Source organism: Streptomyces sp. NPDC059787, assembly GCF_042732315.1.
In the GTDB taxonomy this organism is placed as follows: domain Bacteria; phylum Actinomycetota; class Actinomycetes; order Streptomycetales; family Streptomycetaceae; genus Streptomyces; species Streptomyces atrovirens.
This window is the reverse complement of record NZ_JBHWHX010000027.1, coordinates 1-23,394: the sequence shown is the minus strand read 5'-3', so window position 1 is coordinate 23,394 and position 23,394 is coordinate 1. Positions and strand designations below refer to the sequence as shown.

Genomic DNA, 23,394 nt, shown 5'->3' with positions numbered 1-23,394 from the left:
CGTGCGTCGGTACGGCTGTCTGCTGAGCGAACGCTCAGTCGGTCGCCGATTGTTCCAGACGCACCACGACGGACTTGCTGGCCGGGGTGTTGCTGGTGTCCGCGGTGGCGTCCAGCGGCACCAGGACGTTGGTCTCCGGGTAGTACGCCGCCGCGCACCCCCGCGCCGTCGGATAGTGCACGACGCGGAACCCGGGCGCCCTGCGCTCCACACCGTCCTTCCACTCGCCGACCAGATCGACGTAGGCGCCGTCCGCCAGCCGCAGCTCCCGCGCGTCCTCCGGGTTGACCAGGACCACCCGGCGGCCGTTCCTGATGCCCCGGTAGCGGTCGTCGAGACCGTAGATCGTGGTGTTGTACTGGTCGTGCGAGCGCAGCGTCTGCAGCAGCAGCCGGCCCTTGGGCAGCTCGGGGAACTCCACCGGCGCGGCGGTGAAGTTGGCCTTGCCGGTGGCGGTGGGGAAGCGGCGCTCGTCGCGCGGGGCGTGCGGCAGCGCGAACCCCCCGGGACGCGCCACGCGCGCGTTGAAGTCCTCGAAACCGGGGATCACCCGCGCGATGCGGTCGCGGATCGTCGCGTAGTCCTTCTCGAACTCCTCCCACGGCACCGTGTCGTCCTCGCCGAGCACACGGCGGGCCAGCCGGCACACGATGGCCGGCTCCGACAGCAGCCGCCCGCTCGCCGGCTCCAGGCGTCCGCGCGAGGCGTGCACCATGCCCATGGAGTCCTCGACCGTCACGAACTGCTCGCCGCCGCCCTGGACATCGCGCTCGGTGCGGCCGAGCGTCGGCAGGATCAGGGCACGCGCGCCCGTGACGGTGTGCGAGCGGTTCAGCTTGGTCGACACGTGCACCGTCAGCCGCGCCCGGCGCATCGCGGCCTCGGTGACCTCCGTGTCGGGGGAGGCGGAGACGAAGTTGCCGCCCATGGCGAAGAAGACCTTCGCCTTGCCGTCGCGCAGCGCCCGGATGGCCCGTACGACGTCGAAACCGTGCTCGCGCGGGGGCGCGAAGCCGAACTCCTTCTCCAGGGCGTCCAGGAACGCGGGCGCGGGCCGCTCGAAGATGCCCATGGTGCGGTCGCCCTGCACGTTGGAGTGACCGCGCACCGGGCAGACTCCCGCACCCGGGCGGCCGATGTTGCCGCGCAGCAGGAGGAAGTTGACGACCTCGCGGATGATCGGCACCGAGTGCTTGTGCTGGGTGAGCCCCATCGCCCAGCAGACGATGACGCGCTTCGATTCGAGGACCATCCGCAGACACCGCTCGATGTCCCCGCGCGGGAGGCCGGTCGCGGTGAGCGTCCCGTCCCAGTCGGCGGCGCGCGCGGCCTCGGCGAACTCCTCGTAGCCGTGCGTGTGCTCGCGCACGAACTCCTCGTCGACCGCGCCGGGCGTCTCCAGGATCAGCTTGTTGAGGAGGCGGAACAGGGCCTGGTCGCCGCCGATGCGGATCTGCAGGAACAGGTCGGTCAGGGCGGCGCCGGTGGTGAGCCCCTTGGCGGTCTGCGGGTTCTTGAAGCGCTCCAGGCCCGCCTCGGGCAGCGGATTGACGCTGACGATCCGCGCGCCGTTCGCCTTGGCCTTCTCCAGGGCGGACAGCATGCGCGGATGGTTGGTGCCGGGGTTCTGGCCGGCGACGATGATCAGGTCGGCCTTGTGGAGGTCCTCCAGCAGGACGCTGCCCTTGCCGACGCCGATCGTCTCCGACAGGGCCGAGCCGGACGACTCGTGGCACATGTTGGAGCAGTCGGGCAGGTTGTTGGTGCCGAGCCGGCGGGCGAAGAGCTGGTAGAGGAAGGCGGCCTCGTTGCTGGTGCGCCCGGAGGTGTAGAAGACGGCCTCGTCCGGGGAGGAGAGGGCGGCGATCTCCTCGGCGACGATGTCGAAGGCCCGCTCCCAGGTGACCGGCTCGTAGTGCTCACCGCCCTCGGGCAGGTACATGGGGTGCGTCAGCCGCCCCTGCTGCCCCAGCCAGTAACCGCTGCGGCCGGACAGGTCGGCGACGGAGTGCGCGGCGAAGAACTCCGGGGTGACCCGGCGCAGGGTGGCCTCCTCGGCCACCGCCTTCGCCCCGTTCTCGCAGAACTCCGCGCGGTGCCGGTGCTCCGGCTCCGGCCAGGCGCACCCCGGGCAGTCGAAGCCGTCCTTCTGGTTCACGCTGAGCAGCGTCAATGCCGTCCGCTTCACACCCATCTGCCGCTGGGCCATCCGCAGGGTGTGACCGACCGCCGGCAGTCCCGCGGCAGCATGTTTCGGCCCGTCGACCTGCGGCGCGTCCTGAACCGGATCCCCCTTGGGCGGCTTCGCTGCCATCGCGCACTCCTGTTCCACATACACGTATGAGGTGGACCCCCGATCCTGCCACGCCCTTACGGCCCGCCCGAAGGCGGAGGACGAGGCCCGCCCTTCCAGCCCGTCCGGCGTTCGAGGACGAGGCCCGCAGGGCCGGAGGGGGGCCGGGGCACAGCCCCAGGGACAGGCAGGGGCGGAGGGGGTGAATCGACCCCACGACACACGGCCCGCCCACACTGTCAGTGCCACGTGGCAGGATCGGACACGTGGCAGACACAGCATCGAAGAAGACCGACCAGCCCCCCACCGGCCCCCGCCCCCGCCTGATGCTCATGGACGGGCACTCCCTCGCGTACCGCGCGTACTTCGCGCTGCCCGCGGAAAACTTCACCACCGCGACGGGCCAGCCGACCAACGCGATCTACGGCTTCGCGTCGATGCTGGCCAACACCCTCCGTGACGAGGCCCCCACCCACTTCGCCGTGGCCTTCGACGTCTCCCGCAAGACCTGGCGCTCGGAGGAGTTCACCGAGTACAAGGCGAACCGCTCCAAGACCCCGGACGAGTTCAAGGGCCAGGTCGAACTCATCGGCGAGCTCCTCGACGCGATGCACGCCGACCGCTTCGCCGTCGAGGGCTTCGAGGCGGACGACATCATCGCCACCCTCGCCACCCAGGCCGAGGCCGAGGGCTTCGAGGTGCTGATCGTCACCGGCGACCGCGACTCCTTCCAGCTCGTCTCCGAGCACACCACGGTGCTGTACCCGACGAAGGGCGTCTCCGAGCTGACCCGGTTCACCCCGGAGAAGGTCGTCGAGAAGTACGGCCTGACCCCCGCCCAGTACCCCGACTTCGCGGCGCTGCGCGGCGACCCGTCGGACAACCTGCCCGGCATCCCCGGCGTCGGCGAGAAGACGGCCGCGAAATGGATCAACCAGTTCGGTTCCTTCGCCGAGCTGGTCGAGCGCGTCGAGGAGGTCAAGGGCAAGGCCGGGCAGAACCTGCGCGACCACCTGGAGGCGGTCAAGCTCAACCGCCGCCTCACCGAGCTGGAGCGCGCCGTCGAGCTGCCCAAGGGCGTCCTCGACCTGGCGCGGACCGCCTACGACCGCAAGGCCGTGGCGATGATCCTGGACACCCTGGAGATCAGGAACCCGTCGCTGCGCGAGCGGCTGTTCGCCGTCGACCCGGGCGCGGAGGAGGCCGAGACCACCCCGGTCGTCGCGGAGGGCGTGGAGCTGGACGGCACGGTACTGGGCACCGGAGAGCTGACCGCCTGGCTCACCGGGCACGGCACCGGCCCGCTCGGTGTCGCCACGGTCGACACCTGGGCCCTCGGCACCGGCTCGGTCACCGAGGTCGCGCTGGCCACGGCCGCCGGACCGGCCGCCTGGTTCGACCCGTCCGAGCTGGACGAGGCCGACGAGCGGGCGCTCGCGGCCTGGCTCGCCGACGCGGCCCGCCCCAAGGTGTTCCACAACGCCAAGGGCGCGATGCGGGTCTTCGCCGAGCACGGCTGGACCATCGAGGGCGTCACCATGGACACCGCGCTCGCCGCGTACCTGGTGAAGCCGGGCCGCCGCTCCTTCGACCTGGACGCGCTGTCCCTGGAGTACCTGCACCGCGAGCTGGCGCCCGCCGCCGCGCCCGACGGCCAGCTCGCCTTCGGCGCGGACGACAGCGCCCAGGCCGAGGCGCTGATGGTGCAGGCCCGCGCCATCCTCGACCTGGGCGGGGCCTTCGAGGGCCGCCTCGAGGAAGTGGGCGCGGCGGACCTGCTCCGCGACATGGAGCTGCCCACGTCCGCGCTGCTCGCCCGCATGGAGCGGCACGGCATCGCGGCCGACCGGGACCACCTCCAGGCGATGGAGCAGATGTTCGCGGGCGCCGTGCAGCAGGCGGTGAAGGAGGCGCACGCGGCGGCGGGGCACGAGTTCAACCTGGGCTCGCCCAAGCAGCTCCAGGAGGTCCTCTTCGGCGAGCTGGCCCTGCCGAAGACGAAGAGGACGAAGACCGGCTACACCACGGACGCCGACGCCCTGGCCTGGCTCGCCACGCAGACCGACAACGAACTGCCGGTGATCATGCTCCGCCACCGTGAGCAGGCGAAGCTGCGCGTCACCGTCGAGGGCCTGATCAAGACGATCGCCGCGGACGGCCGTATCCACACCACGTTCAACCAGACCGTCGCCGCGACGGGCCGGCTGTCCTCGACGGACCCCAACCTCCAGAACATCCCGGTCCGCACGGACGAGGGCCGAGCGATCCGCCGCGGCTTCGTCGTCGGCGAGGGCTTCGAGTCGCTCCTCACCGCCGACTACAGCCAGATCGAACTGCGCGTGATGGCCCACCTCTCCGAGGACGCCGGCCTGATCGAGGCGTTCACCTCGGGCGAGGACCTGCACACCACGGCGGCGGCGCAGGTGTTCTCCGTCGAGCAGTCCGCGGTGGACGCGGAGATGCGCCGCAAGATCAAGGCGATGTCGTACGGGCTGGCGTACGGGCTGTCGGCCTTCGGCCTCTCCCAGCAGCTGAACATCGAGGCGGCGGAGGCGCGCGCCCTGATGGACGCGTACTTCGAGCGCTTCGGCGGCGTACGGGACTATCTGCGCCGGGTCGTCGACGAGGCCCGGGCGACCGGCTACACGGCGACACTCTTCGGCCGCCGCCGCTACCTGCCGGACCTCAACAGCGACAACCGCCAGCGCCGCGAGGCGGCGGAGCGCATGGCGCTGAACGCGCCGATCCAGGGCACGGCGGCGGACATCGTCAAGATCGCCATGCTGAACGTGGACCGCGCCCTGCGCGAGGCGGACCTGCGCTCCCGCACGCTCCTCCAGGTCCACGACGAAATCGTCCTCGAACTGGCCCCCGGCGAGCGCACCGCGGTGGAGGACCTGGTCCGCCGCGAAATGGCGTCCGCGGTCGAGCTCAGGGTCCCCCTGGGCGTCTCGGTGGGCGCGGGCCCGGACTGGGAGTCGGCGGCGCACTAGCCCCTACGGGGGCCCCGCCCCCGTACCCCCGCTCCTCGAACGCCGGAGGGGCTGACCCAGCCCGTCCGGGGGCGGGGGTACCCCTCTGGGAGAGCCCGAGACCGAGGCCTGCGCTTCCAGCCCGTCCGGGGAGTTTGGGGACGAGGTCTGCGCTTCCAGCCTGTCCGGCGATTGAGGACAAGGCCCGCCCAGGGCCGGGGGGGAGCCCGGGGGCGCAGCCCACGGGACCGGAAGCCTTCACTCGCGTGGCCCCTGCGGGAAAGCCCCCGCCCGCAGGGCCGGACACCATGCCATGCATGGGTATACGCATGCTTCACCGCACAGCGGCAGGCAACGCACCCCCGCGCCCCGGCGGACACACGCCGTCCCCGCCGGTCCCGGTCTTCGCGGCCTCCGCAAGCACCGCCCGCGTCCCCGCCACCCTCGCGACCGCGCTGCGCAGCGCCACGGCGGACCTCGGCCGCCGTATCGCCGCCGGCCGCCGGCGAACCGCCCGCACCCCCACCGCCGGGGTCCTCACGGTCGAGCAGCCGCCGTGGCGGCTGTGGGCCGAGCTGGCCCGCGCCTACCTCACCCTCGTGCTCACCCTGCTGCCCCGCCCCCGCCCGGTCCGCACCGTCACCGTGTTCGTCGCGGCGAGCGACACCCTCAGCGTGCGCCCGTACGGTCCGGCCGCCGCGTACCGGCGCTCGTGGGGACCCTCGTGGCCGGACGCCACACCCTGACGGCCACCGCGTACAGCGGCAGCGCGAGGACCAGCCCCGCGCCCGCCCCGAAGCACACCGTCGGAATCAGTTCCCAGGGCTTCGCGGCCGAGCCCCAGTAGGCCCACCACCGCGAGGCCCGCTGCACCGCGGCCACCACCGCGCACCCGCCGAGCAGCGCGACGGCCCACCACCGGTCCCCGGCGGACAGCACGGGCACCCCCACCGGCTCGCTCTCCGGGGCCGTCCGCCGCAGTGCCCGCACCACGAACAGCGCGATGACGACCGCGGCCACCGCCGAACCGCCGTACTGCAGGTACCAGTACAGCGGCGACCCCGCCACCTTCTCGCCCAGCACGGGAAACACCCGCATCCCCCACCGGTCGAGATGTGTGAACGCGTCCCAGACCACATGCGTCAACGCCCTCACCACGGCCGAGAGGTACCAGCGCGCCACCAGCGACGGCCGCGTCCGCGCACGCGGCGCCCCGCAGCGCAGCAGCGTCGCCGCCCGCCCCTGCCGGGCCCGCGGCAACAGCGCCACCAGCGGTTCGCGCACCAGCAGCCACAGCCCCACCAGCGCCCAGGCGATGAGCACGTCGACCGTGAACACACCCCGGAACGCATGGGTGACGTCACCGAACTCCATCGCCCCGGACAGGACACTCGCCGCGTAATAGGTCATGTCGGGCGCGAAGCTGCCCGCGACCAGCACGGCGGGAACCAGAGGTCCCCGCCCGCTCCCGTCCGTGCGCACGGCGGGCAGCACCGCCGCCGCATGGCTCAGCGTGAACGGCAACGCGGCTCCTCGGGACAGTGGTTGACCGGGCCCGCGGGCCCACCTGATCGGCAGGCCCCAGTATGCGGGACGCCCCGCACCGGCCCCGCCTTACGGGAACGTGGTGAACCGGTGAATATCGGGCATGAACAGGTGCCCGGGCAAAGGAAGTTGTCGTAGGGTCGCGAGGGCCGTCGTGCCGGATGCCCGCAGGAGGGCAACCAGCGGGGCGGGTAGATCGTCACAACAGGGCGAACACAACACAGGCTGACGGACGGCACGGCGTTCACGGGAGGGGCTCACTCTATGGCGGCGCAATTCGGCAGGAGGCTGCGCAAGGGAGTGACGACCACCGCCGTCGCCGCGGCGGCGGTGGCGGCCCTGGCCGCCTCCCAGGCCCCCGGCGCGACGACCGAGGGCCAGGGAGGGCAGACCGCCTCGGACGCCACGCCCTCGCCCGAGGAGGCCGCCGACGCCGCCGGCGCGACCGGCAACTCGCCGTACTACACGGACCTGCCGCCGCTCAACAGCCCCAACCCCGCCCCGTCCACGAGCACCGGGACGGACACGTCCGGCGTGACCGAGGCCGGCATACCCGCGACCGTCCTCGACGCCTACAAGCAGGCAGAGGCGACGCTGCGCGAGAAGAAGCCCGGCTGCAACCTGCCCTGGCAACTCCTCGCCGCCATCGGCAAGGTGGAGTCCGGCCAGGCCCGCGGCGGACGCGTCGACGCCGACGGCACCACCCTCTCGCCCATCCTCGGCCCCCAGCTCGACGGCAACGGCTTCGCCCTCATCAAGGACACCGACAACGGTGCCTACGACGGCAACAGCTCCTACGACCAGGCCGTCGGCCCCATGCAGTTCATCCCCTCCACCTGGGAGTGGGCGGGCCGCGACGGCAACGGCGACGGCCGTGAGGACCCCAACAACATCTACGACGCCGCCCTCGCCGCCGGCCACTACCTGTGCCGCTTCGACTGGGACCTGTCCGACCAGCGGGACCTCGACCGGGCGATCCTCAGCTACAACCAGTCGACGGAGTACCTGAACACCGTCATGTCGTGGCTGGAGTACTACCGCAGGGGTACGCACGAGATCCCCGACGGCACCGGCACGCTGCCCACGGACCGCAGCGACAGCACCGGCACGGTGCGTCCTTCCCCGACGGTGCCGAGCACGCCGCCGAGCACGCCGCCGTCGCCGAAGCCCAGCCCGAAGCCGGAGAAGCCGGCCGACTCCGGCAGCCCGAGCACGCCGCCGCCCACCACCACCCCGCCGACCACCCCGCCCACCCCCACCGACACGGTGGACCACCTGGAGGCCGCCGGTGACACGCAGCTCACCGCGATGGCGGGCGACGCGTTCACCGAGCGGATGAGCGCCCGCGCGGAGACGGACGCCGGCAAGGCCGTGGCCAAGGTGCGGATCCGGTTCACCATCGTCGGTGACACCGACACCACCTTCACCGGCGGCGAGAGCGTGGCCACCGTCGTCACCGACAGCTCGGGCGTCGCCGTGGCCCCCGCGCTCCAGGCGGGGGAGAAGACCGGCTCCGTCGGCGTCCGGGCCACGGTGGTCGGCCGTACGGTCAAGGGCGTCACCTACCGGGCGACCGTCACCGAGCGCGCCGCCGACACCCTCGTCCGCACCAGTACGGAGGAGCTGACCTGCACGCCGGGCGGCGAGTTCGCGGACGCGGTCGAGCTGAAGGCCACGTACAAGGGCGCGGTCGCCGACAAGGTCGCCGTCACCGCGACGATCGTCAAGTCGGCCGAGGACCCGACCGAGAACGACAAGGGCCCCTACTTCAAGGACGCCGACGACAAGGCCGTACGCACCCTGAGCGGTCTGACGACGGACGCGGACGGCCTGCTGAAGCTGCCTCAGCTCTACGCGGACGACACCGAGGGCACGTTCCAGCTCCTCATCACCACCGCGGGCGGAGCGACCGTCACGGTCGACCTGACCGTGGCGGCGCCGCCGGCCGAGACGGAGCCCCCGGCCGGGACGGAGACCCCGGTCCCGTCCACCAGCCCGTCGGCGAGCCCCGCCGCCTGACGGAACCGGAACGACCGGATCACCGCCTGAGCCGCGTGTTGGTGTGCCGGGTCGGCTCGGCGGTGGCCGGATCCTCCGGCCAGGGATGCCTGGGGTAGCGCCCGCGCAGTTCGGCCCGTACGCCCTTGTAGCCGTCCCGCCAGAACGAGGCGAGGTCGGCGGTCACGGCGGCGGGCCGCCCGGCCGGGGACAGCAGGTGCACCAGCAGCGGCACCCCGGCCACCCGCGGCGACTCCCGGAGCCCGAACATCTCCTGCAGCTTCACGGCGAGCACCGGCTGCTCCGGGTCGGAGTAGTCGATCCGGATTCCGGACCCACTGGGTACGGTGATCCGCTCGGGGGCGAGCTCGTCGAGCCGCACGGCCTCGCCGGAGGCCCAGGGCAGCAGCCGCGCGAGCGCCTGCCCGGCGTCGATCCGCCCGAGGTCGGCCCGTCGCCGGGCCCGGCTCAGTTCCGGCTCCAGCCACTCCGCCACGCGCGCGTGCAGCGCCTCGTCGGAGACATCGGGCCACGGCGCACCGAGCCGGCCGTGCAGGAACGCCAGCCGCTGCCGCAGTACGACGGCCCCGGCCGGCCACCGCAGCAGCCCGAACCCCTCCCGCCGCAGCCCGCCCAGCAGCGCGTCCCGTACGAGCGAGGGGTCGGCGTCGGCGTACGCCCGTACGGTCACCTCCACCGCCCCGAGCCGCTCGACCCGCCGCGCGACGACGTCCCCGTCGCCCCAGCCCACTTCCTCCCGGTGCTCCAGCAACGCCCCCGCCGCGACCCGCGCGACCCCCTCGTCGACGACGCCCCCGAGCTGCACGCGCGCGTGCCCCCGCCCCACGGGCCGGTCCGCGACGGCGACGGCGACCCACTCGGCCCCCCGCAACCGCGACCCCGCCCCCACCTCGGCCCGCGTCCCACCCACCATCAGATACGACCCGCCCTCCGCACGGGCCACCCGCTCGGGAAAGGCCAACGCGACAACGAACCCGACCCGCCCGTCCTCCCCGCCCCCGTCGGCCGACGGCCGGGGGGAAGAGGCCGGTGCGGGTGCGTCCGAAGGCTCGGAGACGAGACCGCGGAGGCGGTCGGCCTCCTTGCGCCACCGCGCGGTGTACGCGTCACCGCCGCGCCGGGCGGTCCGCAGTGCGGCGGTGAGGTCGTCGCCGTACTCCCTCGGCGGCTCCTCGCTGATCAGGGCGACCACCTCGGCCGCGAGGGCCGGGCCCACCGCCGGTGCCGCGTCCAGCAGGGCGCGGCCCAGACGCGGGTGCAGGCCCAGGCGGGCCAGCCGTGCCCCGCGCTCGCCGGCCCGCCCGTCGGGGCCCACCGCGCCGATCGCCGTCAGGACGGAGCGGGCCGCCGCCATCGCCCCGGCCGGCGGGGGATCCAGCAGCGCCAGTCCCGAGGCGTCCGGATCGCCCCAGCAGGCCGCCTGGAGCGCGAACGCCGTCAGGTCGGCCACCTTGATCTCGGGGGAGGGGAACCGCGGCAGCCGCGCGTCCTCCGCCTCCGCCCAGCACCGGTACACCGCCCCCGGCGCCTCACGTCCGGCCCGCCCCGCCCGCTGGAGCCCCGCCGCGCGGGAGGCCCGTACCGTCGTCAGCGCGCTCAGCCCCCGCGCGTGGTCCACGCGCGGTTCGCGCGCCAGCCCGGAGTCCACGACCACCCGCACCCCGGGAACCGTCAGCGACGACTCCGCGACCGAGGTCGCCAGCACCACCCGGCGCCGCTCCCCGACGGACAGCACCGCGTCCTGCACGGCGGCCGGCGCCCGCCCGTGCACCTGGAGCACGTCGACGTCCCCGAGCCCCCCGAGCTGCCCGGCCACCCGGGCGATCTCACCGACCCCCGGCAGGAACACCAGCACGTCCCCGTCCCGCTCCGCCAGCGCCCGCCGCACCACCGACGCCACGTGCGTCAGCAGCGCCGGATCGACCCGCATCCCGTGCGGCGGCCGTACCGCACGCGCGGGCGGCGCCCACACCACGTCCACCGGGAACGCGGCACCGCGCGCCTGAACCACCGGCGCGTCCCCCAGCAGCCGCGCCCAGCCCTCCGCGTCCGTCGTCGCCGACGCGGCCACCAGCCGCAGCTCCGGGCGCAGCGCCTCGCGCACGTCCCACAGGAACGCCGCCGCCGTGTCCGCGTCCAGATGCCGCTCGTGGCACTCGTCGAGCACCACCACGTCCACCCCGGACAGCTCCTGGTCGCGCTGGAGGCGCTGGAGGAGCACACCGGTCGTGACGACCTCCACGCGCGTGTGCCGCCCCACCGCCCGCTCCCCGCGCACGGTGAAACCGACCGACCCGCCGACCCGCTCGCCCAGCAGCCACGCCATCCGCCGTGCCGCCGCGCGGGCCGCGATCCGCCGCGGCTCGGCGACCACCACCCGCCGCGCGGGCCCGTCCCCGACCAGCCCCGCCAGCGCCAACGGCACCAGCGTCGTCTTGCCGGTGCCGGGCGGCGCCACCAGTACGGCGGTGCCGTGCGCGTCGAGCGCGTCGGTCAGCCCCGGCAGGGCCTCGCGTACGGGAAGGGCGTCCAGGGCGTCGTAACGGATCACGCACTCAGTCCCGTACGCACACGAAGATCGCCGTCCCCGGGATCAGGTTCCCGCGCAGCGGCGACCAGCCGCCCCACTCCGAGGTGTTCCAGGCCGGCCACTCCGGCTCCACCAGATCCACCAGCCGGAACCCCGAGGCGACGACGTCACGGACACGGTCCCCGAGCGTCCTGTGGTGCTCCACGTACACCGCGCGGCCCCCCTCGTCCTGCTCGACGTAGGGAGTGCGGTCGAAGTACGACGCGGACACGCTCAGCCCCTCCGGTCCCGGCTCGTCCGGGAACGCCCAGCGGATCGGGTGCGTGACCGAGAAGACCAGCCGGCCGCCGGGCCGCAGCACCCGCCGCACCTCGCGCAGCACCAGCCGCGGATCGGCCACGAAGGGCAGCGCCCCGTACGCCGAGCAGGCCAGGTCGAAGGAGCCGTCCGCGAACGGCAGCGCCCCCGCGTCCGCGCACACCAGCGGGACCGGCCCGCCGATCCGCAGCGCGTGCTGCAACTGCCGGTGCGAGATGTCCAGGGCCACCGGCCGCGCCCCCTGCGCGGCCAGCCAGCGCGAGCACTGCGCCGCGCCGGCGCCCAGCTCCAGGACGTCCCGCCCCTTCAGCTCCTCCGGCGGGCCGAGCAGCTCCGCCTCCACCTCGTCCAGTCCCTCGGGCCCCCACACGAAGCGGTCGTCGCCGAGGAACGTGCCGTGCTCGATCTGGTACTCGTCCGCGTTGCGGTCCCACCAGCCCCGGTTGGCGCGTGAGCTCTCCGTGACACCGGCCTGCCGCCGGGTCGCCTCCGGTTCGGGCGCTTCGGGCTCTTGGATGATCGGCTCCCTCGTCGTACTCTTCCGTCCAGCCGGCCGGTCCCCGGCGTGTCGCCGCAGGGGTCTCATCACCCCTCCGTGGCCTCGGGAGACCGTAGTTGTGCCGGTTATGAGGCGATCCGCCCCGGGTGGGCGGCTTCGCGCATTGACCATGCCCGCCGGCCCCCGTATGCTACAAGTTGCGCTGCGAGCCTGCGCACCTCAGACGTAGCAGGCTGCGCTCGCATCTGTTGTATGTCCCCTCGGTTCTCGAGGTGTCATTGCCGGCGAACGGCGATGCGCTTCCTTGGCTGTCCGGCTTCTGCAGAGCGAAACGGGCTCCGGCGTAGCAGTACCTACGACTTCAATGTCCGTACCGGAGCCCTTTCCCACATGACGAGCAGCACCGAGACCACCGCCACCACCCCGCAGGTTGCGGTCAACGACATCGGTAACGAGGAAGCGTTCCTCGCCGCGATCGACGAGACGATCAAGTACTTCAACGACGGCGACATCGTCGACGGCGTCATCGTGAAGGTCGACCGGGACGAGGTCCTGCTCGACATCGGTTACAAGACCGAAGGTGTCATCCCGAGCCGCGAGCTCTCGATCAAGCACGACGTCGACCCCAACGAGGTCGTCGCCGTCGGTGACGAGATCGAGGCCCTTGTCCTCCAGAAGGAGGACAAGGAAGGCCGCCTGATCCTCTCGAAGAAGCGCGCCCAGTACGAGCGTGCCTGGGGCACCATCGAGAAGATCAAGGAAGAGGACGGCATCGTCACCGGTACCGTCATCGAGGTCGTCAAGGGTGGTCTCATCCTCGACATCGGCCTCCGTGGCTTCCTGCCGGCCTCCCTCGTCGAGATGCGTCGTGTCCGCGACCTCCAGCCCTACGTGGGCAAGGAGCTCGAGGCCAAGATCATCGAGCTGGACAAGAACCGCAACAACGTGGTCCTGTCCCGCCGTGCCTGGCTGGAGCAGACCCAGTCCGAGGTCCGCCAGACGTTCCTCACCACCCTCCAGAAGGGTCAGGTCCGTTCCGGCGTCGTCTCCTCGATCGTCAACTTCGGTGCCTTCGTGGACCTGGGTGGCGTCGACGGTCTGGTCCACGTCTCCGAGCTGTCCTGGAAGCACATCGACCACCCCTCCGAGGTCGTCGAGGTCGGCCAGGAGGTCACGGTCGAGGTCCTCGACGTCGACATGGACCGCGAGCGCGTCTCCCTGTCGCTGAAGGCGACCCAGGAAGACCCGTGGCAGCAGTTCGCCCGCACCCACCAGATCGGCCAGGTCGTGCCCGGCAAGGTCACGAAGCTGGTTCCGTTCGGTGCGTTCGTCCGCGTGGACGAGGGCATCGAGGGTCTGGTCCACATCTCCGAGCTGGCCGAGCGCCACGTGGAGATCCCGGAGCAGGTCGTCCAGGTCAACGACGAGATCTTCGTCAAGGTCATCGACATCGACCTCGAGCGCCGTCGCATCAGCCTCTCGCTGAAGCAGGCCAACGAGGCCTTCGGTGCCGACCCGTCGGCGGTCGAGTTCGACCCGACCCTGTACGGCATGGCCGCGTCCTACGACGACCAGGGCAACTACATCTACCCCGAGGGCTTCGACCCCGAGACCAACGACTGGCTCGAGGGCTACGAGACCCAGCGCGAGGCGTGGGAGACCCAGTACGCCGAGGCGCAGCAGCGCTTCGAGCAGCACCAGGCGCAGGTCATCAAGTCCCGCGAGGCGGACGAGAAGGCCGCTGCCGAGGGTGGCGAGGCCGCCGCTCCGGCCGCGTCCGGTGGCGGTTCGTACTCCTCCGAGGGTGGCGACCAGTCCGGTGCGCTGGCTTCGGACGAGGCGCTCGCCGCTCTGCGGGAGAAGCTGGCTGGTGGGCAGAGCTGACGCTCTCCACTGACGCCTAGCCCTTGACTGAGGGGCCGTACCTTTTGAGGTACGGCCCCTCAGTGCTGTGTTCCGGGCCGCGGCCCGTCGGGGTTTTCGCGCCCACGCGTCGGAGCCGCATATCGGTACGGCCCCGCGCCCCTGAGGGGGTCGCCCGCGGCCTCGGTGAGGAGATCACCGTGTCCGCGCTCCTTGGGGAGTTGCGCGCGGTCCCGATGAGAAGATCCCCGCGTCTCCCGGGGAGTTGTTCTTGTCGGGGAATGTCAGTGGTGCGTGCCATGTTGTGGTGTACGGACATGAGGAGGAGCGGTCACTGTGCTTGATCCGCAGGGTTTGTACGCGTGGGAGCCGAAGGGGCTCGGTGTCGTCGACATGGCGCTGGCCCAGGAGTCGGCCGGACTTGTCATGCTCTACCACTTCGACGGATACATCGACGCGGGGGAGACCGGGGACCAGATCGTCGACCGGCTGCTCGACTCGCTGCCCCACCAGGTCGTGGCCCGGTTCGACCACGACCGGCTCGTCGACTACCGCGCCCGCCGCCCGCTGCTGACCTTCACCCGCGACCGGTGGAGCGACTACGAGGTGCCCGCCATCGAGGTGCGCCTCGTCCAGGACGCCACGGGAGCGCCCTTCCTGCTGCTCTCCGGGCCCGAACCGGACGTGGAGTGGGAGCGCTTCGCCGCCGCCGTCCAGCAGATCGTGGAGCGGCTCGGCGTGCGCCTGTCGGTGAACTTCCACGGCATCCCCATGGGGGTCCCGCACACCCGGCCCGTCGGCCTCACCCCGCACGGCAACCGCGCCGACCTCGTCCCGGTGGCCGGCAGCGTCTTCGACGAGGCACAGGTGCCGGGCAGCGCCGAGGCGCTCGTCGAGTACCGGCTCATGCAGGCCGGGCACGACGTCCTGGGTGTCGCCGCGCACGTGCCGCACTACATCGCCCGCTCCCCGTACCCGGACGCGGCCCTGACCGCCCTGGAGGCCATCACGGCCGCGACGGGACTGGTCCTGCCCGGCGTCGCGCACGCGCTGCGCACCGACGCCCACCGCACCCAGACGGAGATCGACCGCCAGATCCAGGAGGGCGACGACGAACTCACCGCCCTCGTCCAGGGCCTGGAGCACCAGTACGACGCGGCGGCGGGCGCGGAGAGCCGGGGCAACATGCTCGCCGAGCCGGTGGAGATCCCGTCGGCGGACGAGATCGGCCGCGAGTTCGAACGCTTCCTGGCGGAGCGCGAGGGCGACGGCTGACGCCCTAGGCTGTCCCCCATGCTGAAAGTGGGCCTGACCGGCGGGATCGGTGCCGGTAAGAGTGAGGTGTCGCGGCTGCTCGTCGAGTGCGGGGCCGTGCTGATCGACGCGGACCGGATCGCGCGTGAGGTCGTAGAACCGGGGACGCCCGGTCTCGCGGCGGTCGTGGACGCCTTCGGCGCGGAGGTCCTCACCGAGGACGGCAGGCTCGACCGGCCCAGGCTGGGTTCCGTCGTCTTCGCCGACCCGGAGCGGCTGGCCGTCCTCAACTCGATCGTCCACCCCCTGGTGGGCGCCCGCTCCCGCGAGCTGGAGGAGGCCGCCGCCGAGGACGCCGTCGTGATCCACGACGTCCCCCTCCTCACGGAGAACGGCCTGGCCCCCCTCTACGACCTCGTGATCGTCGTCGACGCGAGCCCGGAGACCCAGCTCGACCGGCTCGTCGGCCGGCGCGGCATGACGGCGGAGGACGCACGCGCGCGGATGGCCGCCCAGGCGACCCGCGAGCAGCGCCGGGAGATCGCCGACATCGTCATCGACAACGACGTCCCCCTCGACGAGCTGCACCGGCGCGTCAAGGAGGTGTGGGCCGGCCTCGTCCACCGGGCACGGACCTCCCACCCGGAATAGCGGGTGCCGGGCGGGGCGTTGAACCCGTTCAGCGAGGGAAGGATTCCGCCGTGCCCGAGACCAGCGGTTCGACCGGACGTACGCCGGAAACGCATGTCATCGACTTCCGTGCCGCCGAGCACCTGCTCGCCTCCCGGGACCCGAGGGGCGCGGTGAAGCTGCTCGACGGTGTCATAGACGTCCACCCGGAGAACACCGCCGCGCGGCTGCTGCGCGCCCGTGCCTTCTTCGCGGCGGCCCAGCTGCGCCCCGCCGAGCTGGAGTTCTCCCTCGTGCTGGAGCGCGAGCCGGACAACGCCTTCGCCCACTTCGCGCTCGCCCGCACCTACCAGCGGCAGGGCCGCCCGCACCCGGCCAAGCGCCACTTCCGGCTGGCGGCCGCGCTGGACCCGAACCCGGAGTACCTGAAGGCGGCCCGTTTCGACGAGTGACGGCCGGCGCTACGGGCGGCTTTTCGGCGGCTGGTACGGGGGCACGTCGCGCCCCGGCTGGTAGTGCGGGCCCTGGCGGATGTGCCGCAGGACGACGACCAGGTCGACCGTGACGACCAGCCACAGCAGCCCGCAGACGAGGGCCCAGCCCGGATGTCCCGCGAGCGCGAACGCCACGGCCCCGGACACCGTCCAGACCACGCCCCACACGCTCAGCCAGAACCGCATCCGCAGAGCACTGCGCGCGGTCGTCGGCTCACTGCCCGTACGCATCCCGATCACCACCCCGTCCGCGCCGCTTCCGTGTGTTCCGGGTTCCCCGAACCGCCTCCAGCACCACGTGTCACTCGGTCGGGTGAACCGGCGAGGAAGGGGAACGGGCGTGCGGACGCCGGCCGTTTCACGGGCATGGAACTGAGAATGCGTGAGGGCTATGAGGGGACGGGTCCCGGGGCGATCACCCCGGACGGCTGCGCGGTGGAGCTGTACGCGCGGCTGCCCGTCGGGGACGAGCCGGACGTCATCGCCGCCGCGGTGCCGGCGGGGGCGCGGATCCTGGAGCTGGGCAGCGGTGTCGGGCGGATGACCCACGCGCTGCTGGAGCGCGGCTTCGAGGTCACGGCGGTGGACGAGTCCGCGGAGATGCTGGAGCGGGTGCGCGGGGCGCGGACGATATGCGGCCCCATAGAGCGGCTCGACCTCGGTGAGACGTTCGACGTGGTGCTGCTCGCGTCGTTCCTGGTGCACGCGGGGGACGTGGAGGTGCGGCGGGGCCTGCTGCGCACCTGCGCGCGGCATCTGGCGAAGGACGGGTGCGTGCTGATCCAGCGGGAGGGCGAGGACTACCACACCGATGTGCCGCGCGAGCGGGTCGACCCGGCCGGCTTCACCGTGCGGATCGTGTCGGCGGAGCCGGTGGGCGACGGCGTCGACTCGGTCCACGCGGAGTACGTGTTCCCGGACGCGACCTGGACCCAGACGTTCCGCGCCCGCCCCCTGACGAGGGAGCAGTTCGAGGAGGCACTGGCGGAGACGGGCCTGAAGGTGGACCGCTACCTGACGGAGGACAGGATGTGGGTGAGGGCGGTGCCGATGTCCGACACCTGATCACCCGCCCCACGCCCCGGCCGTCTCGCGTCCGGCAGATCGACCATGCCCGCCGGTTCCGCCGGACGCGGCGCCCGGGTCACCGCCGCTGCCCGGCCCGCCAGGTCCCGCGTTCACGGCCGACCCGCGCCCCCGGTCCCCCTGCTGCGGGCCTTGCGGCCGCCGGCCGTCTCGCGTCCGGCGGGTCGACCACGCCCGCCGGTTCCGCCGGACGCGGCGCCCGGGTCACCGCTGCCGCCCGGCCCGCCCGGTCCCGCGTGTCCACCGAACGGGGCGGGGCCGCCCAGGCCGCGCAGCCGTTCCATCTCCCGGCGGTCGCGCTTGGTGGGGCGGCCGGTGCCGCGGTCGCGGATGCCGGCGGGGGCGACGGCCTCGCGGGGCGGGGGCGGCGGGGAGTTGTCGATGTAGCACTGGACGGCCACCGGGGCGCCGACCCGCTTGCGGATCAGCCGCTTGACGACGATGATCCGCTCCCGGGTCTCGGCCCGCAGCCGCACCTCGTCACCGACACGGAGGGAGTGGGAGGGCTTCACGCGCTCGCCGTTCACCCGGACGTGCCCGCCCTTGCAGGCGGCGGCGCCGAGGGACCGCGTCTTGACCAGCCGTACCGACCAGATCCAGCTGTCGATCCGTACGGACTCGCCACTCGGCGGGCCGGCCGCCTCGGCGGCGGCCACGGCGGCGGCGACCTTGGGGTCCTCGGCACTCTCAGAAGCCATGGTCCCGACCTTAACCCTTGGTCCCGGCCGGTGGTGCGGGGTTTTCGCCCGCCCCGAACACCTACGGTGGAGCCATGGACCCCCGTGGCCTCGACCGGCTCGACCAGCGCATCGCCGGCTGCCGTGCCTGCCCCCGGCTGGTCGGCTGGCGGGAGGAGGTCGCCCGGACCAAGCGGGCCGCGTTCGCGGACTGGACGTACTGGGGGAGACCGGTGCCCGGATTCGGGCCGGCGGACGCCCGGCTGCTGATCGTCGGCCTGGCACCCGCCGCCCACGGCGGCAACCGCACCGGGCGGATGTTCACCGGGGACCGTTCCGGGGACGTGCTGTACCAGGCGTTGTACGACGTGGGGCTCGCCTCGCAGCCGGGCTCCACCCACACCGGGGACGGCCTGGAGCTGTACGGCGTGCGCGTCACCTCGCCCGTGCACTGCGCCCCGCCGGCCAACAAGCCCACCCCCGAGGAACGGGACACCTGCCGGCCCTGGCTGGTGCGGGAGCTGCACCTGCTGCGGCCGACGGTACGGGCCGCGCTCGTGCTGGGGGCCTTCGGCTGGCAGGCCGCGCTGCCCGCGTTCGCCGAGGCCGGCTGGACCGTGCCCCGGCCCCGGCCCGCCTTCGCGCACGGCGCCCACGTCACCCTGGACGCCCCCGACGGCCCCGGCCTCGACCTCTTCGGCTGTTTCCACGTCAGTCAGCGCAACACCTTCACCGGCCGCCTCACCCCCGAGATGCTCCGCGACGTGCTGCGCACGGCGGCCGGGGCGGCGGGACTGCCCGCGCGGAAATGAGATGAGCCGCTCCGCCGACGGCACTACGGTGTCCCGATGGCCAGGTATCCGGAGATCGAACCGTACGACCACGGCATGCTCGACGTCGGCGACGGCAACCACGTCTACTGGGAGACCAGCGGCAACCCGCGGGGCAAACCCGCGGTGGTGCTGCACGGCGGACCGGGCTCCGGTGCGGGCCCGAACCTCCGGCGCTACTTCGACCCCGACGCCTACCGCGTCGTGCTGCTCGACCAGCGTGGCGCCGGCCGTTCGACACCGCCCGCGAGCGACCACGCCACCGACATGGGCGTCAACACGACCGCCCACCTCATGGCGGACCTGGAGCGGCTGCGCACCCACCTCGGCATCGAGCGGTGGCTGGTGTGGGGCATCTCGTGGGGATCGGTGCTCGGACTGCGGTACGCGCAGACCCACCCGGGGGTCGTGTCCGAACTCGTGCTGACCGGGGTCGCCACCGGTTCCGACGCCGAGGTGGCCCTGCTGACCCGCGGACTGGGGCAGTTCTTCCCGGAGGCCCACGAGCGCTTCCTCGCCGCACTGCCGGCCGACGAGCGCGACGGCAACCTGGCCGCCGCCTACAACAGGCTGCTGGAGTCACCCGACCCGCAGACCAGGGAACGGGCCGCGAAGGCCTGGACCGACTGGGAGACGGCGACGATCCCGGCGCCCCCGGGATCGGTCGCACGCTTCCGGGACCCGGTGTTCCGCATGGGCTTCGCCCGTACCGTCACCCACTACTGGGGCAACGACCACTTCCTCGGCGACGGCGGGGACAACGACGAGGGGGTCGTCCTGCGCGACGCCCACCTCCTCAAGGGCGTCCCCGGCACCCTCGTCCAGGGCAGCCTCGACTTCGGCAACCTCCTCGGCATCGTCTGGCGCCTCCACCACGCCTGGCCGGACAGCGAGTTGACGGTCGTGGACGACGCCGGCCACGACGCGGGCGATGTCGGCGACGACGCGTTGGTGGCGGCGACGGACCGCTACGCGCGCCGCGGCGGGTGAACACCGTCCCTCTTGCTCCATGGGAGGGAAATCCGGCTCTCCCCAGGCATGATCCGCACGGTGGACATACGCTTCCGGCGAGGGGAGGGGAAAAAGCGGGATTTCTGCCGAGGAGGGCCGGTGGCCGAACGCATCGCCAAAAGACGAGGCTATCGGGAAGGTGTCCTCGGCGAGATGCTCGCCGAATTCCTGGGCACGTTCGTCCTGCTTCTGCTGGGCATCGGATCCGTGGCCGTGGCCGTCGTGGGTCTGCCCGGTTCGGGCCGGCAGGCGGTGCCCTTCGGGGCCGACAACTGGCTCATCATCTCGTGGGCGTGGGGGTTCGCCGTCGCGTTCGGCGTCCATGTGGCCGGCGGTGTCAGCGGCGCCCACCTCAACCCCGCCGTGACCCTGGCCTTCGCCGTGCGCCGGGACTTCCCCTGGCGGAAGGTGCTGCCCTACTGGCTCGCGCAGGTCCTGGGCGCCTTCGTCGCCGCCGCGCTCGTCTACGCCTGCTACCGGTGGGCGATCGACGCGGCCAACGCCAAGGAGGGAATCACGCGGGAGGAATCACTGGCCACCTACTCCATTTTCGCCACGTTCCCCGCCGAATACTTCGGGGATTCCTGGTGGGGCCCCCTGCTCGACCAGATCGTCGGCACCGGAATTCTGCTCCTGCTGATCTGCGCGCTCATCGACACCCGCAACACGGCTCCGGCGGCGAATCTCCACCCCTTCCTCATCGGCCTGGTGGTCGTCGTCATCGGCATGGCCTTCGGCACCAACGCCGGATACGCGATCAACCCCGCACGCGATTTCGGCCCCCGGCTGTTCACGTTCTTCGAGGGCTGGGGGGCGATCGCGCTGCCCGGGTCGTTCGGATGGTTCAGCGGTTACTGGTGGATCCCCATCGTCGGCCCGCTCATCGGCGGCGTCCTCGGAACCCTCGTGTACGACCTGTTCATCGGCCCGGTGCTCAGGGCGAGGGCGAGGAAGGGCGAAGAGGGCCCGGCCACCGAAGAGGCCTAGGCACACGCACCGGCCGCCACGAGGCCTCCTACGCGAGCAGCGGCTCCAGGAACCGGCTCGGGGCGCCGTGCCAGGAGATGGCCAGGGCGTCACGGGAACGGGTGGCGGCGACGAAGAGCAGGGAGCGGGCGCGCTGGAGTTCCCGGCGGTGGCGCAGCGCGCGCCGTCGGAGCGGCCCCACCCCGCGCAGCACCCGCGTGACCGGCCGCACCCACAGGTGCGCCTCGATGCGCAGCAGCGGCCGGGGCCGCTTCTCGTCCGACCCTCAGACCCCTGCCTCCCGGGGCGTGGATCGGGTAGGGGTCCACGGCGGAGACATCGCCGTACTTTCCCTCTTGCCCGGCCGAAAAAGACAATCGCCACTGCGTGAGGAAGTCGAAGGCGGCCCGGTCGGAAACGAGAACGGCCCCCATCCGGGCCGGAAGGAGGGGACTGTCTGAGCCGCCCCATGAGCGCCGGATGGAGCGGGTGCGGCGACCGTGCGGCCTCCACCTGCGCGAGGCCCCTGCCACCACCCTCGAACGGGTGGTGGCAGGGGCCCTTTGTGCCGTGAGGCGGGTCAGGTCCTGCCCGGACGCGTCCGGGTCAGCGGTAAGCGTCGAAGAACGGACGCTCCGCTTTCCTCGCGATGGAGAACGGACGGAACTCCCGGTCCGTGAGAACCCGGTGGATGAACTCCGAGGTGGAGACACCGTCGAATCGGTGCCAGTCCTCCAGGGGGGAGGTCCGGGCGACGATGGGCCATTCTTCGGGATCCTTCGACGTATCGGCCAGCCAGTAGTACGAGGCTTCCGTCATCGACTGTCCCCAAAGGATGAGTCCGCTGCCCTCGAAGACCGGATAAGGGTCGAAAAGGGCCTGCACCTGCGGATCGTCCCACTGGTCCTTCAGTGAGTTCCATCTCCCCAGCAGGCCGTGCGGTTTGGCGCTGTCCACCGGCAGGAGTTCCAGAAAACCGCTGAAGGCGCCACGGCCGAACACTTCGCAGATCTCCTTGAAGTCGTCCGGGAGGGGTGTTCCGAGCTCGCGCTCGATGTCCGCCCAGTCCACCTCCTGCCGCTCGCACCGCCGACCGGTAAGGGAGACGAGTTCACTCACCCATTCCATGAGGTTCTCTTCCTCGATGGCCCTTTCCCATCCTGTGATGCTGGTCTGATTCACATCAGCAGGCAGTGGGACCGGGTTCCGCAGGCAGCGGAACCCGCGGCTCCTTCTCCACCGCCGCCCGGTCGACGGAAACCCCCAGCGGCTCCCGGCCGGTCAGTTCGATCACACGCCGCACCCACATGCGACAACCTTTCGGAACCGACCCGGTCGGGCACCGAACGCCCGCCCCGGGGCGGGGCGCCCCGTCAGAACAGTGAGTCGTCGCCCCGCAGCCGGCGTCGTAGGAACGAGGCGAAGGTCTGCTCCTCCAGGTGGGTGAGCGAGGTGCCCCCTGGCTCGATGTAGGCGACGCGCCACTCCTGCGGGTCGCCCGTCAGGGCGAGCCAGCCGAAAGCCCTGCCCTCCAGTTCGCCCCACTGCAGGAACACCGGGTCCTCGGTCAGCCAGGCGGCCTTGGCGACGGGAAACACGCGCATTCCGGCGATCACCCCGCCGGGGAACTCCCGCATGACTGTCAGGTAGTCCTCCGGGAACACGGGGCCCGGCGTCTTCGTGCTCTCCGCGGCCCCGTCGACGAGCTCCCGCGCGTACTGCCGGATGCCCGGAACACCGATGTTCCGGATCCGGGCGACGAGTTCCTCCACTGCGCCGATGTCCGGGTTCGACAGCACCGTGGCCGTCGCCCGCATGTCGTCGGCGACCTTCCAGAAGGAACCCGATTCGTATTCCTCGACGGTCTCGAACGCGGGAACCCCCTCGGGACGTCCGAGCAGCGCCCGCGCCACGAACTCCGAGGCGGAGAAGGGAAGGTCGAGCCACAGCTGGAAATCGTCGTCCGTGACGACGGTCGTCCAGTCCGCGGTGTCGTCGGCGGTGGTGTCCCACAGCAGTACGCCGTCGGTCGCGCTGCGCCCCCACGGCACCATGCCGCCGGGCTCCGGGTGGAGCGGCAGCCACAGTCGCTGGTCGCGGCTGCGAAGCGACAGCTCCATGTCCCCGATGCGCATGGAGGTGGGCCGGGTGAACTCCTCCAGGGAGCGCACGGGAAGAGCGCCGGGTCGTTCGAGCAGCACGGACCCTGCGAAGACCCCGGCCGGTACGGCCTGGACCAGGAGCTCGAAGTCCTCGGGAACGACCCGGCCGTACTCGTCCTCCGGTCGTGCCGGGGCGTCGAAGCCGAGTAGTCGGACGACGTCGAGATGATTCATGTGTTCCTCTCTGATCGGCTCTGACCGGTGTCGGTGCCGGCGGCGGGGCGGGCGATCGGCGACCGCCCGCC

20 protein-coding genes are annotated in these 23,394 nt (G+C 72.3%); 11 read left to right on the top strand and 9 right to left on the bottom strand.

Going from position 1 to position 23,394, the window contains the following annotated elements; genetic code table 11:
* Positions 1-34 precede the first annotated feature (34 nt).
* Positions 35-2,314 (bottom strand): FdhF/YdeP family oxidoreductase, encoded by a 2,280-nt coding sequence (locus ACFV5H_RS24190; protein WP_385197265.1) that lies wholly within the window; start codon positions 2,312-2,314, stop codon positions 35-37.
* 245 nt (positions 2,315-2,559) lie between these two features.
* Here ACFV5H_RS24190 and polA point away from each other — a divergent pair, with 245 nt between their 5' ends.
* Entirely contained in the window at positions 2,560-5,286 is a 2,727-nt protein-coding gene (gene polA / locus ACFV5H_RS24185) for a DNA polymerase I (RefSeq protein ID WP_385057464.1), read from the top strand.
* A 296-nt stretch (positions 5,287-5,582) separates the two neighbouring features.
* Positions 5,583-6,011: a hypothetical protein gene (locus tag ACFV5H_RS24180; RefSeq protein WP_385057463.1), complete on the top strand. Its 429-nt coding sequence runs from the start codon at positions 5,583-5,585 to the stop codon at positions 6,009-6,011.
* Here the strand turns inward: ACFV5H_RS24180 and ACFV5H_RS24175 are convergent.
* Positions 5,935-6,789 (bottom strand): DUF4184 family protein, encoded by an 855-nt coding sequence (locus ACFV5H_RS24175; RefSeq protein ID WP_385197264.1) that lies wholly within the window; start codon positions 6,787-6,789, stop codon positions 5,935-5,937. The genes ACFV5H_RS24180 and ACFV5H_RS24175 overlap by 77 nt on opposite strands.
* A 285-nt stretch (positions 6,790-7,074) precedes the next feature.
* Between ACFV5H_RS24175 and ACFV5H_RS24170 the strand changes: the two genes are divergently transcribed.
* On the top strand, positions 7,075-8,829 hold the full coding sequence (locus ACFV5H_RS24170) for a lytic murein transglycosylase (RefSeq protein WP_385197263.1): 1,755 nt from the start codon (positions 7,075-7,077) through the stop codon (positions 8,827-8,829).
* Positions 8,830-8,848: 19 nt separating this feature from the next.
* On the opposite strand, the gene hrpB is transcribed toward ACFV5H_RS24170, so the two are convergent.
* Entirely contained in the window at positions 8,849-11,380 is a 2,532-nt protein-coding gene (hrpB, locus tag ACFV5H_RS24165; protein WP_385197261.1) for an ATP-dependent helicase HrpB, read from the bottom strand.
* 4 nt (positions 11,381-11,384) lie between these two features.
* Positions 11,385-12,263: a class I SAM-dependent methyltransferase gene (locus ACFV5H_RS24160; RefSeq protein ID WP_385057456.1), complete on the bottom strand. Its 879-nt coding sequence runs from the start codon at positions 12,261-12,263 to the stop codon at positions 11,385-11,387.
* Between the two features lie 303 nt (positions 12,264-12,566).
* On the opposite strand from ACFV5H_RS24160, the gene rpsA reads away from it, so the two are divergent.
* From rpsA to ACFV5H_RS24140, 4 genes are all read left to right on the top strand, one after another.
* Complete coding sequence (rpsA, locus tag ACFV5H_RS24155; protein WP_030228486.1) at positions 12,567-14,060, top strand: 30S ribosomal protein S1; 1,494 nt, start codon at positions 12,567-12,569, stop codon at positions 14,058-14,060.
* A 315-nt stretch (positions 14,061-14,375) separates the two neighbouring features.
* Positions 14,376-15,314: a PAC2 family protein gene (locus ACFV5H_RS24150; RefSeq protein WP_385197260.1), complete on the top strand. Its 939-nt coding sequence runs from the start codon at positions 14,376-14,378 to the stop codon at positions 15,312-15,314.
* Positions 15,315-15,332: 18 nt separating this feature from the next.
* Positions 15,333-15,944 carry a dephospho-CoA kinase gene (coaE, locus tag ACFV5H_RS24145; protein ID WP_385057452.1) on the top strand — a complete coding sequence of 204 codons (612 nt, stop codon included), beginning with the start codon at positions 15,333-15,335 and terminating at the stop codon, positions 15,942-15,944.
* A 50-nt stretch (positions 15,945-15,994) separates the two neighbouring features.
* Entirely contained in the window at positions 15,995-16,375 is a 381-nt protein-coding gene (locus ACFV5H_RS24140; protein ID WP_030858785.1) for a M48 family metallopeptidase, read from the top strand.
* A 9-nt stretch (positions 16,376-16,384) separates the two neighbouring features.
* Here ACFV5H_RS24140 and ACFV5H_RS24135 read toward each other — a convergent pair whose 3' ends face one another.
* Entirely contained in the window at positions 16,385-16,648 is a 264-nt protein-coding gene (locus ACFV5H_RS24135) for a DUF6343 family protein (RefSeq protein WP_385057451.1), read from the bottom strand.
* A gap of 147 nt (positions 16,649-16,795) precedes the next feature.
* Here ACFV5H_RS24135 and ACFV5H_RS24130 point away from each other — a divergent pair, with 147 nt between their 5' ends.
* Positions 16,796-17,482 carry a class I SAM-dependent methyltransferase gene (locus ACFV5H_RS24130; protein ID WP_385197259.1) on the top strand — a complete coding sequence of 229 codons (687 nt, stop codon included), beginning with the start codon at positions 16,796-16,798 and terminating at the stop codon, positions 17,480-17,482.
* A gap of 113 nt (positions 17,483-17,595) precedes the next feature.
* Here the strand turns inward: ACFV5H_RS24130 and ACFV5H_RS24125 are convergent, their stop codons facing one another.
* Positions 17,596-18,201: an RNA-binding S4 domain-containing protein gene (locus tag ACFV5H_RS24125; protein WP_385197258.1), complete on the bottom strand. Its 606-nt coding sequence runs from the start codon at positions 18,199-18,201 to the stop codon at positions 17,596-17,598.
* A gap of 74 nt (positions 18,202-18,275) precedes the next feature.
* Between ACFV5H_RS24125 and ACFV5H_RS24120 the strand changes: the two genes are divergently transcribed.
* The 3 genes from ACFV5H_RS24120 to ACFV5H_RS24110 all read left to right on the top strand — a co-directional run bounded on the left by ACFV5H_RS24120 (position 18,276) and on the right by ACFV5H_RS24110 (position 21,008).
* Complete coding sequence (locus ACFV5H_RS24120) at positions 18,276-18,992, top strand: uracil-DNA glycosylase (protein WP_385197257.1); 717 nt, start codon at positions 18,276-18,278, stop codon at positions 18,990-18,992.
* 36 nt (positions 18,993-19,028) lie between these two features.
* Positions 19,029-20,000: a prolyl aminopeptidase gene (gene pip, locus ACFV5H_RS24115; RefSeq protein WP_385197255.1), complete on the top strand. Its 972-nt coding sequence runs from the start codon at positions 19,029-19,031 to the stop codon at positions 19,998-20,000.
* A gap of 174 nt (positions 20,001-20,174) precedes the next feature.
* Positions 20,175-21,008, top strand: coding sequence for an MIP/aquaporin family protein (locus ACFV5H_RS24110; RefSeq protein ID WP_385057474.1), 834 nt, complete (start codon positions 20,175-20,177; stop codon positions 21,006-21,008).
* Positions 21,009-21,036: 28 nt separating this feature from the next.
* Here the strand turns inward: ACFV5H_RS24110 and ACFV5H_RS24105 are convergent, their stop codons facing one another.
* From ACFV5H_RS24105 to ACFV5H_RS24095, 3 genes are all read right to left on the bottom strand, one after another.
* Positions 21,037-21,219 carry a hypothetical protein gene (locus tag ACFV5H_RS24105; protein ID WP_385057476.1) on the bottom strand — a complete coding sequence of 61 codons (183 nt, stop codon included), beginning with the start codon at positions 21,217-21,219 and terminating at the stop codon, positions 21,037-21,039.
* A 374-nt stretch (positions 21,220-21,593) separates the two neighbouring features.
* The gene (locus ACFV5H_RS24100) at positions 21,594-22,169 is read right to left on the bottom strand and encodes a hypothetical protein (RefSeq protein ID WP_385057442.1); all 576 of its coding nucleotides are present in this window, start codon (positions 22,167-22,169) and stop codon (positions 21,594-21,596) included.
* Positions 22,170-22,360: 191 nt separating this feature from the next.
* Positions 22,361-23,323: a hypothetical protein gene (locus ACFV5H_RS24095; protein ID WP_385057440.1), complete on the bottom strand. Its 963-nt coding sequence runs from the start codon at positions 23,321-23,323 to the stop codon at positions 22,361-22,363.
* Positions 23,324-23,394: the final 71 nt, after the last annotated feature.

Bases quoted from the DNA above. Each gene is read 5' to 3' on its own strand.
- ACFV5H_RS24190 (WP_385197265.1), bottom strand. From the start codon at position 2,314: ATGGCAGCGAAGCCGCCCAAGGGGGATCCGGTTCAGGACGCGCCGCAG.
- ACFV5H_RS24180 (WP_385057463.1), top strand. From the start codon at position 5,583: ATGGGTATACGCATGCTTCACCGCACAGCGGCAGGCAACGCACCCCCG.
- ACFV5H_RS24170 (WP_385197263.1), top strand. From the start codon at position 7,075: ATGGCGGCGCAATTCGGCAGGAGGCTGCGCAAGGGAGTGACGACCACC.
- ACFV5H_RS24160 (WP_385057456.1), bottom strand. From the start codon at position 12,263: ATGAGACCCCTGCGGCGACACGCCGGGGACCGGCCGGCTGGACGGAAG.
- rpsA (WP_030228486.1), top strand. From the start codon at position 12,567: ATGACGAGCAGCACCGAGACCACCGCCACCACCCCGCAGGTTGCGGTC.
- coaE (WP_385057452.1), top strand. From the start codon at position 15,333: ATGCTGAAAGTGGGCCTGACCGGCGGGATCGGTGCCGGTAAGAGTGAG.
- ACFV5H_RS24135 (WP_385057451.1), bottom strand. From the start codon at position 16,648: ATGCGTACGGGCAGTGAGCCGACGACCGCGCGCAGTGCTCTGCGGATG.
- ACFV5H_RS24130 (WP_385197259.1), top strand. From the start codon at position 16,796: ATGCGTGAGGGCTATGAGGGGACGGGTCCCGGGGCGATCACCCCGGAC.
- ACFV5H_RS24125 (WP_385197258.1), bottom strand. From the start codon at position 18,201: ATGGCTTCTGAGAGTGCCGAGGACCCCAAGGTCGCCGCCGCCGTGGCC.
- ACFV5H_RS24120 (WP_385197257.1), top strand. From the start codon at position 18,276: ATGGACCCCCGTGGCCTCGACCGGCTCGACCAGCGCATCGCCGGCTGC.
- pip (WP_385197255.1), top strand. From the start codon at position 19,029: ATGGCCAGGTATCCGGAGATCGAACCGTACGACCACGGCATGCTCGAC.
- ACFV5H_RS24110 (WP_385057474.1), top strand. From the start codon at position 20,175: ATGCTCGCCGAATTCCTGGGCACGTTCGTCCTGCTTCTGCTGGGCATC.
- ACFV5H_RS24095 (WP_385057440.1), bottom strand. From the start codon at position 23,323: ATGAATCATCTCGACGTCGTCCGACTACTCGGCTTCGACGCCCCGGCA.